Annotated in this window: 8 protein-coding genes; 6 read left to right on the top strand and 2 right to left on the bottom strand. The window is 67.5% G+C overall.

The genetic code is table 11. The annotated features are described in order from the left end of the window. Positions 1-276 precede the first annotated feature (276 nt). Both BMW75_RS25405 and BMW75_RS25400 read right to left on the bottom strand, forming a co-directional pair. Complete coding sequence (locus BMW75_RS25405) at positions 277-489, bottom strand: YbdD/YjiX family protein (protein WP_085945451.1); 213 nt, start codon at positions 487-489, stop codon at positions 277-279. A 21-nt stretch (positions 490-510) separates the two neighbouring features. Continuing rightward, positions 511-2598, bottom strand: a complete 2088-nt coding sequence (locus tag BMW75_RS25400; protein WP_092582359.1) for a carbon starvation CstA family protein — start codon at positions 2596-2598, stop codon at positions 511-513. A 313-nt stretch (positions 2599-2911) separates the two neighbouring features. Between BMW75_RS25400 and BMW75_RS25395 the strand changes: the two genes are divergently transcribed. The 6 genes from BMW75_RS25395 to BMW75_RS25370 all read left to right on the top strand — a co-directional run bounded on the left by BMW75_RS25395 (position 2912) and on the right by BMW75_RS25370 (position 8727). After that, complete coding sequence (locus BMW75_RS25395) at positions 2912-4333, top strand: cache domain-containing protein (protein ID WP_092582358.1); 1422 nt, start codon at positions 2912-2914, stop codon at positions 4331-4333. Further along, a complete protein-coding gene (locus BMW75_RS25390; protein WP_092582357.1) occupies positions 4330-4986 on the top strand; it encodes a response regulator in 657 nt (218 codons plus the stop codon). Before BMW75_RS25395 ends, BMW75_RS25390 begins: the two co-directional genes overlap by 4 nt. Positions 4987-5128: 142 nt before the next feature. Continuing rightward, the gene (gene folE, locus BMW75_RS25385; protein ID WP_076521233.1) at positions 5129-5674 is read left to right on the top strand and encodes a GTP cyclohydrolase I FolE; all 546 of its coding nucleotides are present in this window, start codon (positions 5129-5131) and stop codon (positions 5672-5674) included. Between the two features lie 267 nt (positions 5675-5941). Next, entirely contained in the window at positions 5942-6973 is a 1032-nt protein-coding gene (gene tauA, locus BMW75_RS25380; protein ID WP_092582356.1) for a taurine ABC transporter substrate-binding protein, read from the top strand. A 100-nt stretch (positions 6974-7073) separates the two neighbouring features. Beyond that, on the top strand, positions 7074-7907 hold the full coding sequence (locus BMW75_RS25375; protein WP_092582355.1) for a taurine ABC transporter ATP-binding protein: 834 nt from the start codon (positions 7074-7076) through the stop codon (positions 7905-7907). Beyond that, complete coding sequence (locus BMW75_RS25370; protein ID WP_092582354.1) at positions 7900-8727, top strand: ABC transporter permease subunit; 828 nt, start codon at positions 7900-7902, stop codon at positions 8725-8727. The genes BMW75_RS25375 and BMW75_RS25370 overlap by 8 nt, the downstream gene beginning before the upstream one ends. Positions 8728-8759 lie beyond the last annotated feature (32 nt).

Below are 8759 nucleotides of genomic sequence, written 5' to 3'. Positions count from 1 at the left end.
AGACACGCGCAGCACGGCGTCGCGGTCGCCGGGGACGCGAGCGCCGTCGATGCGCCCGAGGGAATCTGAAGGGAAGGCCGAAGGCCTGGACGAAGATGACGACGGGGCAGTCCGGAGCGAAGGCTCCGGACCGCAATCGTGGGCGCTCGCGGCCCCGGCGACCGCGGCGTCGGGCGACCTACGAAGATCTGATGCATCGGCCCCAAACAAGCAGACCTACGAAGAACTCCAACAACCAAAAAAAAGGCCTCGCACCAGCAAGGCCTTCAACATCAATCAGCAGCACCCGATCCGTTTCTTCCCCCCGTACCGCGCCTCCTGGCGCTCCCGGAAGAAATCCTCGTAGCTCATCGGCTCCTGGTCAGGATGCGTGCGCCGCATGTGTTCCACATACGTCTCGTAGTCCGGCACGCCGACCATCAACCGGAGCGTCTGCCCCAGGTACCGGCCGGCGGCGCCGGCTGCCGAAGTCATGTTGCTGAACAGCATGCGGCCTCTCCTGGTGGACGATCAGTCGGCGCCTGCAGCGGCGGCTGCGGGCAGGGACTCGTAGGGCGTCTCGCGGGACGTCGGCTTGTTTTCGTCGCGGGCGCGTTGCACGGACTTCAAGCCGAACACCACGATGCTGACAACCACAAAGATGAAGATCGCGCACAGGCCGGCGTTGATGTAGTCGTTCATCACGACACGCGACATCTCGCCCAGGGATTTGGCGGGCGCCAGCACCTTGCCTTCGGCGATCGCCGCGTTGTACTTGTCCGCGTGGGCCAGGAAGCTCACGCGCGGGTCCGAATGGAACAGCTTCTGCAGGCCGGCGGTCAGCGTGCACGCCAGCAGCCACAGGGTCGGCAGTACCGTCACCCACGCGTAGCGGTCGCGCTTCATCTTGAACAGGACCACCGTGCCCAGCGTCAGCGCAATCGCGGCCAGCATCTGGTTGGCGATGCCAAAGAGCGGCCACAGCGTGTTGATGCCGCCCAGCGGATCGACCACGCCCTGATACAGGAAGTAGCCCCACGCCGCCACGCACAGGCCGGTGGCGATCAGGTTGGCGGGCAGCGAGTCCGTGCGCTTGAGCGACGGGGCGAAGGTGCCCAGCAGATCCTGCAGCATGAAGCGGCCCGCGCGGGTGCCGGCGTCGACGGCGGTCAGGATGAAGAGCGCCTCGAACAGGATGGCGAAGTGGTACCAGAAAGCCATCATGCCCGGGCCGCCCATCGCCTGGTGCAGGATGTGGGCCATGCCCACGGCCAGCGTCGGCGCGCCGCCGGCGCGCGAGATGATGGTGCTTTCGCCCACGTCCTTGGCGGTCTGGACCAGTTCCGCCGGGGTGATGACAAAGCCCCAGCTCGACACTACCTGGGCCACCTGGTCCGGCGTGGTGCCGATCACGGCGGCCGGGCTGTTCATGGCGTAGTAGATGCCGGGCTCGATGACGCAGGCGGCCACCAGCGCCATGATGGCGACGAACGATTCCATCAGCATGCCGCCGTAACCGATGTAGCGGGCCTGGGTTTCGTTCTCGATCAGCTTGGGCGTGGTGCCCGACGAGATCAACGCGTGAAAGCCCGACACCGCGCCGCAGGCGATGGTGATGAAGAGGAACGGGAACAGGTTGCCCGACCACACCGGCCCGGAGCCGTCGACGAATTGCGTCAGCGCGGGCATCTTCAGCTCGGGCGCCACGACCACGATGCCGATCGCCAGACCCACGATGGTGCCGATCTTCAGGAAGGTCGACAGGTAGTCGCGCGGGGCCAGCAGCAGCCACACGGGCAGCACGGAGGCGATGAAGCCGTAGACGATCAGGATCCAGGTCAGGCCCTTGCCGTCGAAGTCGAACATCGGGCCGATGACCGGGTGCGCGGCCACGTCCTGGCCGAAGGTGATGGCCGCCATCAGGCCCAGGAAGCCGATGACGGACACTTCGCCGATCTTGCCCGGACGGATGTAGCGCAGGTACACGCCCATGAAGAGCGCAATGGGAATGGTGGCGGCCACCGTGAAGGTGCCCCACGGCGAATGCGTCAGCGCCTTCACGACGATCAGCGCCAGCACGGCCAGGATGATGACCATGATCATGAACGCGCCGAACAGCGCGATCACGCCCGGGATCTTGCCCAGTTCCGACTTGACCAGGTCGCCCAGCGAGCGGCCGTCGCGGCGGGTGGAGATGAAGAGGATGGTGAAATCCTGCACGGCGCCGGCGAACACCACGCCGGCCAGGATCCACAGCATGCCCGGCAGATAGCCCATCTGCGCGGCCAGCACCGGGCCGACAAGCGGACCGGCGCCGGCGATGGCGGCGAAATGGTGGCCGAACAGCACGTGCTTGTTGGTGGGCACGTAGTCCAGGCCGTCGTTGTACTTCCAGGCCGGCGTCATGCGCGTGGGGTCGAGCTGGAAGACCTTGCGCGCGATGAACCGGCTGTAGTAGCGGTAGGCGATGAGATAGACGCAGACGGCGGCGATCACCACCCATAGCGCATTGATGGTCTCCCCTCTGGCCAGCGCCACGGTGCCCAGCGCGAACGCGCCCAGTACCGCAACCGCCAGCCAGACCAGGTGCTGACCCAGTCCCTTACTGCTGGTATGCATAAGTGCTCCTCTTGCCTCCCGCCATGCTCTTGGCGTGAAACGCTTTTTTCGTCCCGCGGAAGGCAGACTCATTGTTGTGGGGTGGCGGACGCGCACGTCCGCACTGCGTCCCGTCGACGCGGGCGCCAGTATTCCGCCGCGGCGCCACCCCAACAAGCGCGGAACTACGCAAGCCGGCTACGTGTTACTACGCCGTGCGGCGCAGCAAAATTTCGTGGAAAACGTAAAATCCCACGGGAATTTCCGCGTTTCCTCCCGGCGCTCCGTCCCTGACGCGCCGCAGCAATCCCAGCCCGCGCTGATACAAATCCTTATGAAGCTGCGCCTCAAAATCCTGCTGCTCGCGGCGGTCCCCCTGCTGGCGGCCGTCGCCGCCATCACGGTCGCTGTGTACGTGCAGGGACTGCAGCTTGCGCAGCGCGAAAAGCAGGTGGTGGAAACCGCCTGGCTGGCCAGCAAGGAAGGCGAGCTGCGCCACTACGTGAACCTGGCCTACAGCGCCATCGCGCCCCTGCAGGCGTCGGGCGACGATGAGGCCACCCGCCAGCGGGCGCTGGACCTGCTGGCGCAGATGGAGTTCGGCCACGACGGCTATTTCTTCGTCTACGACCTGCACGGCCGCAACCTGATGCATCCGCGCCAGCCGGAACTGGTCGGCCAGGACCTCTGGAATCTGCGCGACACGAAGGGCCAGGCGGTCATCCAGAATCTGCTGACGGCCGCGCGGCGCGGCGGCCAGCAGGGCGAAGTGGTGCATTACCTGTGGGAAAAGCCCTCCACCCACCGCACCGTCGAGAAGCTGGGCTATGTGGTGGTGCTGGAGCGCTGGGGCTGGATGCTGGGCACCGGCATTTACCTGGACGACGTGGAGCAGGCCCTGGTGCGCATCGACGCCGCGGCGCAGGCCAACATCCGCGACATGTTCGCCTGGGTGGCGGGCATCGCCGCCGTGTCGATCCTGGGCGTGGCGGCCTGCGGCCTGGCCCTCAATATCAGCGACCACCGCCAGTCCGACGCCAAGCTGCGCCTGATGGCCCGGCAGGTGGTGCGTTCGCAGGAAGACGAGCGCGCCCGCCTGTCGCGCGAATTGCATGACGGGATCAGCCAGGTGCTGGTGTCCGTCAAGCTATCGCTCGAGGCCGCGCGCGAACGGTTGCGCCAGGCGCATTCGGACAATCCGCGCACGCTCGCGCACATCGACATGCCGCTGGGCGGCGCCCTGGACCGCCTGAACACGGCGGTGGGCGAGGTCCGGCGCATTTCGCACAACCTGCGTCCCACTCTGCTGGACGACCTGGGCCTGCCCGCCGCGCTGGAACACCTGGGCCGGGAATTCGCCATCCGCGCCGAGGACGGCGCGCCGCCGCTGGCGGTGGCGCTGCGCACCACGGGGCAGCCCGTCAAGCTGCCCGATGCCTACGCCACCGCGCTGTTCCGCGTGACCCAGGAGGCGCTGACCAACGTCCTGCGCCACGCCGGCGCGACCCGCGCCGACCTGACGCTGGCCTATTCCGCGCGCGATCTGCGCCTGACCATCAGCGACGACGGCCGCGGCTTCGACGACGCCGAGGTGCAGCAGGACCCCCACCGCGGCATCGGCCTGCGCAACATGCGCGAACGCATGAACGCGCTGGCCGGCACCTTGACCTTCCATTCCACCGCCCAAGGCACGACCTTGCAGGCGTGGCTACCGCTGCCGCCCGCCGGCGCCCCTCTTGCGAATCCCCAAGCATGACCGACCTGCCCGACACCGTCCGCCTCCTGCTGATCGATGATCACCCCCTGGTGCGCGACGGCCTGCGCCTGCGCCTGGAAACGGTGCCGCAGTTGCGGGTCGTGGGCGAAGCCGGCAACGCCGCCGGGGCCCAGGCCTTCCTGGCTGGCTGCCTGGCCGAGGATCCGCTGGGCGGCACGCTGCCGCACCTGGCGCTCATGGACCTGAACATGCCGGGGGTGGGCGGGCTCGAGCTGACCGAGCTGCTGCATGAGCGCTATCCCCAGATCGCCGTCCTGGTGCTGTCCATGCACGACAATCCGGAATACATGGTGCAGGCCGTGAAGGCCGGCGCGCGCGGCTACCTGCTCAAGGATGAACCGGCGCAGGAAATCATCACCGCCATCGAGGCGGTCATGGCCGGCCGCAGCTACTTCAGCGCGGCGGCGGCGGTCCGGCTGTCGCAGGCCAGCGCCCTGGCGACCCTGCTGACCCACCGCGAACGCGACGTGCTGCGCCACATTGCCGACGGCCACGCCAACAAGCAGATCGCCCATTTGCTGGGATTGTCGGTGCGTACGGTGGAAACGCACCGCCTGAATATCAAGCGCAAGCTGGGCATCGACGGCCAGGCCGAACTCATCAAGTACGCAGTCGAAAACCGGGGGGTCTGAATGCCGGCAATACCCCCACATGCCGCCGGACCGCCCGCAGCCTGCCTGCCCCGCTGAGGTAGACTTGCGTTCACCGACGCATCACCACTCGCCACAATACGCATCACCCGCGCCAAAGGGCGCGCGCAGCCAGGAGTTCCCCATGTCATTGGAAAAGCATTACACCGCCATTCTTGAAGCACTAGGGGAAGATCCGTCCCGCGAAGGGCTGGCCGATACGCCCGCGCGCGCCGCCAAGGCCATGCGCCACCTGTGCCGCGGCTACGGCCAGGACCTGGACGAAATCGTCAACGGCGCCCTGTTCACGTCCGACACGCGCGAGATCGTGCTGGTCAAGAACATCGAGCTGTACTCGCTGTGCGAGCACCACATGCTGCCCTTCATCGGCAAGGCGCACGTCGCCTATCTGCCGGCCGGCAAGGTGCTGGGCCTGTCCAAGGTGGCCCGCATCGTCGAGATGTACGCCCGCCGCCTGCAGATCCAGGAGAACCTCAGCCGCCAGGTCGCCGAGGCGATCCAAAGCGTCACCGGCGCGGCCGGCGTGGCGGTGGTCATCGAAGCGCAGCACATGTGCATGATGATGCGCGGCGTCGAAAAGCAGAATTCCTCCATGGTCACCTCGGTGATGCTGGGCGAATTCCACGACAACCCCTCCACCCGCGCCGAATTCCTCAGCCTGATCCGCTGATCGGTATCGGTGTCTGACACCGTCCCTCATCCTTTTGGCGCATATCGCGGGCCCGCCCGCTGCGACGACGATGCCGTTTCCGGCGCCGCCGGCGCGGCAGGCGGGCCCGGCCGTTTTGGGCTCCTGCGTTTTAGGCTTGATTAAGGCCTGCGCGTTTGGCTCCTACTGATCCGGACATCTGGCCCTAGCGTTCTGGTCCCATCCGGGCACACTGGAACCAGCAAGCCGGTCGCGCCGGGGCGCGGCCGTTCTCTCCCGGAGATCTCCATGAACGCGATATACCGCCTGATACGCCGCTGCACCCTGGCCGGCCTGGCCGCCGCGCTGACCGCCGCGCCAGCTTATGCGCAGACCAAGCTCGTGGTCGGCTACCAGCTCATCGTAGGGCCTTTCCTGTCCGCGATCGCGGATGGCAGTTTCGACAAGGCGGTCAAAGAGGCCGGCTACCAGGTGGACTGGCGCCAGTTCACCTCCGGCGGCGACATCTCCACCGCCCTCGCCTCCGGCAACGTGCCGGTCGGCGTGCTGGGCTCGACCGGCATCACGTCCGGCGCGACGCGCGGCGTGGACATGCAGCTTTTCTGGATCCTGGACAACATCGGCAAATCCGAGGCGCTGGTGGCGCGCAACGGGTCCGGCATCAACAGCACCGCCGACCTGAAGGGCAAGCGCGTCGCCACGCCCTTCGTGTCCACCTCGCACTTTCACCTGCTGGTCGGGCTGGAGCAGGTCTGGAAGGTGCCGCCCCGCGACGTGCGCATCCTGAACATGCAGCCGCCGCAGATCGTGGCCGCCTGGACGCGCGGCGACATCGACGCCGCCTACGTCTGGCCGCCCGCCCTGACCGAGATCGCCAAGACCGGCAAGATCATCGCCGACTCCGAGCAGATCGGCGCCGCCAGCGTGCCCACGTTCGACGGCATCGTGGTCGACAAGGCCTGGGCGCAGAAACACCCGAAGTTCATGGCCGCCTTTACCGGCGTGCTGGCCAAGTCCTATGCTGACTATCGCGCCAATGGCGCCAAGTGGACGGCGGATTCCCCGCAGGTCAAGGGCATCGTGAAGCTGATCGGCGGCAAGCCGGAAGACATCGTCGAGGCGCTGGGCCTGCTGGTCTTCCCGACCGTGGAGGAACAGGCCTCCACGACCTGGCTGGGCGGCGGCAAGGAATCGGGCGCCGCGCGCGCCTTCGCGGCCAGCGCCAAATTCCTGAAGGACCAGAAGCAGATCGACAAGGCGCTGGACGACTACAGCCCCTTCGTCACCGACCAGTACGCAAAAGCGGCCGCCGGCAAGTAGGGCCACGCGCTTGCGGCGGCCCGGGCTGGCGCCACCCCGGCGCCAGCCCGGCGCCGCCTGTCCTGCCGCGGACGGCGTCTCACAGATCAGGGGGAACGGCATGACCATGCAGTCCACAACCGCCGCGCAGCGCCTGTGCGCGCAAGGCGTCGGTGTCACCTATCCCGGCCTGCACGACAGCGGCCCGGTCATCGCGCTGCAAGGCGTCAACCTGACCATCCAGCCGGGCGAGTTCGTCGTCGCGCTGGGCGCGTCGGGCTGCGGCAAGACCACGCTGCTCAGCCTGCTGGCCGGCTTTCTGTCCCCCACCGAAGGCGAGATCACGCTGGGCGGCAAGCCCATCGTCGGTCCGGGCGCGGACCGGGGCGTCGTGTTCCAGAAGCATGCGCTGCTGCCCTGGCTGAACGTGCTGGAGAATACGGAATTCGGGCTCAAGCTGCAAGGCGTGGACAAGGCGACGCGCCGCGCCCGCGCCCGCCGCAACCTGGAGCTGGTGGGCCTGCAGGACTTTCACCGCCACATGATCTACCAGTTGTCGGGCGGCATGCAGCAGCGCGTGGGGATCGCGCGCGCGCTGACCTGCGACCCGGCCATGCTGCTGATGGACGAGCCCATGGCCGCGCTGGACGCGCTGACCCGGGAAACCATCCAGGAGTTGCTGCTGGACATCTGGCGGCAGACCGACAAGATGTTTTTCTTCATCACCCACAGCGTGGAAGAAGCCCTCTTCCTGGGTTCCCGGCTGATCGTCATGTCGCCGCGCCCGGGCCGGATCACGCACACGTTCGAGCCGGCCTTCAACCGGCGCTACCTGGAGACCCGCGATGGCCGTGGCATCAAATCCAGTCCCGACTTCATCGCCATGCGCGAACAAGTCCTCGGCATCATCTACGGGGACGAGCGCGCCGCCGCCCCGCACGCCCTCCATGCCTGAGCGCCGCCCCGGCCACACGCCCGCGGCGCCCGGCAAGGTCTACGGGGCGCCGGGCGCGGGCTATAGCGGCCACATCAGTCTGCTCACCAGCCTGGCGCTGATCGCGCTGTGGTTCCTGGTCACCAGCGCCGGCTGGGTGCGGCCGCTGTTCCTGCCCTCGCCCATCGCCGTGTACGACAAGTTCGTCTTCGCCATGACCGAGGGCGTGGCCAACTCCACGCTGACCGAGCACGCGCTCGCCAGCCTGGGCCGCGTGTTCGGCGCGTTCTTCCTGGCCTGCGCCACCGCCATCCCCGTCGGCATCCTGATGGGCGTGAACCGGTACGCCCGCGGCGTCTTCGACCCGCCGATCGAGTTCTACCGCCCGCTGCCGCCGCTGGCCTATCTGCCGCTCATCATCATCTGGTTCGGCATCGGCGAGTTCCCGAAGATCCTGCTGATCTACCTGGCGATCTTCGCGCCCATGGCGATCGCCGCGCGCGCGGGCGTGCGCTCGGTGTCCATCGAACAGATCCACGCCGCCTACGCCATGGGCGGCACCAGCCGCCAGATCGTCTGGCACGTGATCCTGAAGGCCGCCATGCCGGAGATCTTCACGGGCATGCGCATCGGCATCGGGGTGGGCTGGACCACGCTGGTCGCCGCCGAGATGGTCGCGGCGGACCGGGGCCTGGGCTTCATGGTGCTGAACGCCGCCCAGTTCCTGGCCAGCGACACCGTCATCATGGGCATCATCGTGATCGGGCTCTTCGCGTTCGCCTTCGATCTGCTGGTGCGCTACCTGGAACGCTTCGCCATCCCGTGGAAGGGGCGCGTCTGACCGGGCAATCCCGCATTCCTTCGCCCATCCGG

Origin of the sequence: Achromobacter sp. NFACC18-2 (assembly GCF_900108985.1) — a bacterium.
Lineage (GTDB): Bacteria > Pseudomonadota > Gammaproteobacteria > Burkholderiales > Burkholderiaceae_B > Achromobacter.
This window is presented reverse-complemented; position numbering and strand designations above follow the sequence as displayed.

Excerpts from the sequence above, each read along its gene's own strand:
- BMW75_RS25405 (WP_085945451.1), bottom strand. The coding sequence starts at position 489 with ATGCTGTTCAGCAACATGACTTCGGCAGCCGGCGCCGCCGGCCGGTAC.
- BMW75_RS25400 (WP_092582359.1), bottom strand. The coding sequence starts at position 2,598 with ATGCATACCAGCAGTAAGGGACTGGGTCAGCACCTGGTCTGGCTGGCG.
- BMW75_RS25395 (WP_092582358.1), top strand. The coding sequence starts at position 2,912 with ATGAAGCTGCGCCTCAAAATCCTGCTGCTCGCGGCGGTCCCCCTGCTG.
- BMW75_RS25390 (WP_092582357.1), top strand. The coding sequence starts at position 4,330 with ATGACCGACCTGCCCGACACCGTCCGCCTCCTGCTGATCGATGATCAC.
- folE (WP_076521233.1), top strand. The coding sequence starts at position 5,129 with ATGTCATTGGAAAAGCATTACACCGCCATTCTTGAAGCACTAGGGGAA.
- tauA (WP_092582356.1), top strand. The coding sequence starts at position 5,942 with ATGAACGCGATATACCGCCTGATACGCCGCTGCACCCTGGCCGGCCTG.
- BMW75_RS25375 (WP_092582355.1), top strand. The coding sequence starts at position 7,074 with ATGACCATGCAGTCCACAACCGCCGCGCAGCGCCTGTGCGCGCAAGGC.
- BMW75_RS25370 (WP_092582354.1), top strand. The coding sequence starts at position 7,900 with ATGCCTGAGCGCCGCCCCGGCCACACGCCCGCGGCGCCCGGCAAGGTC.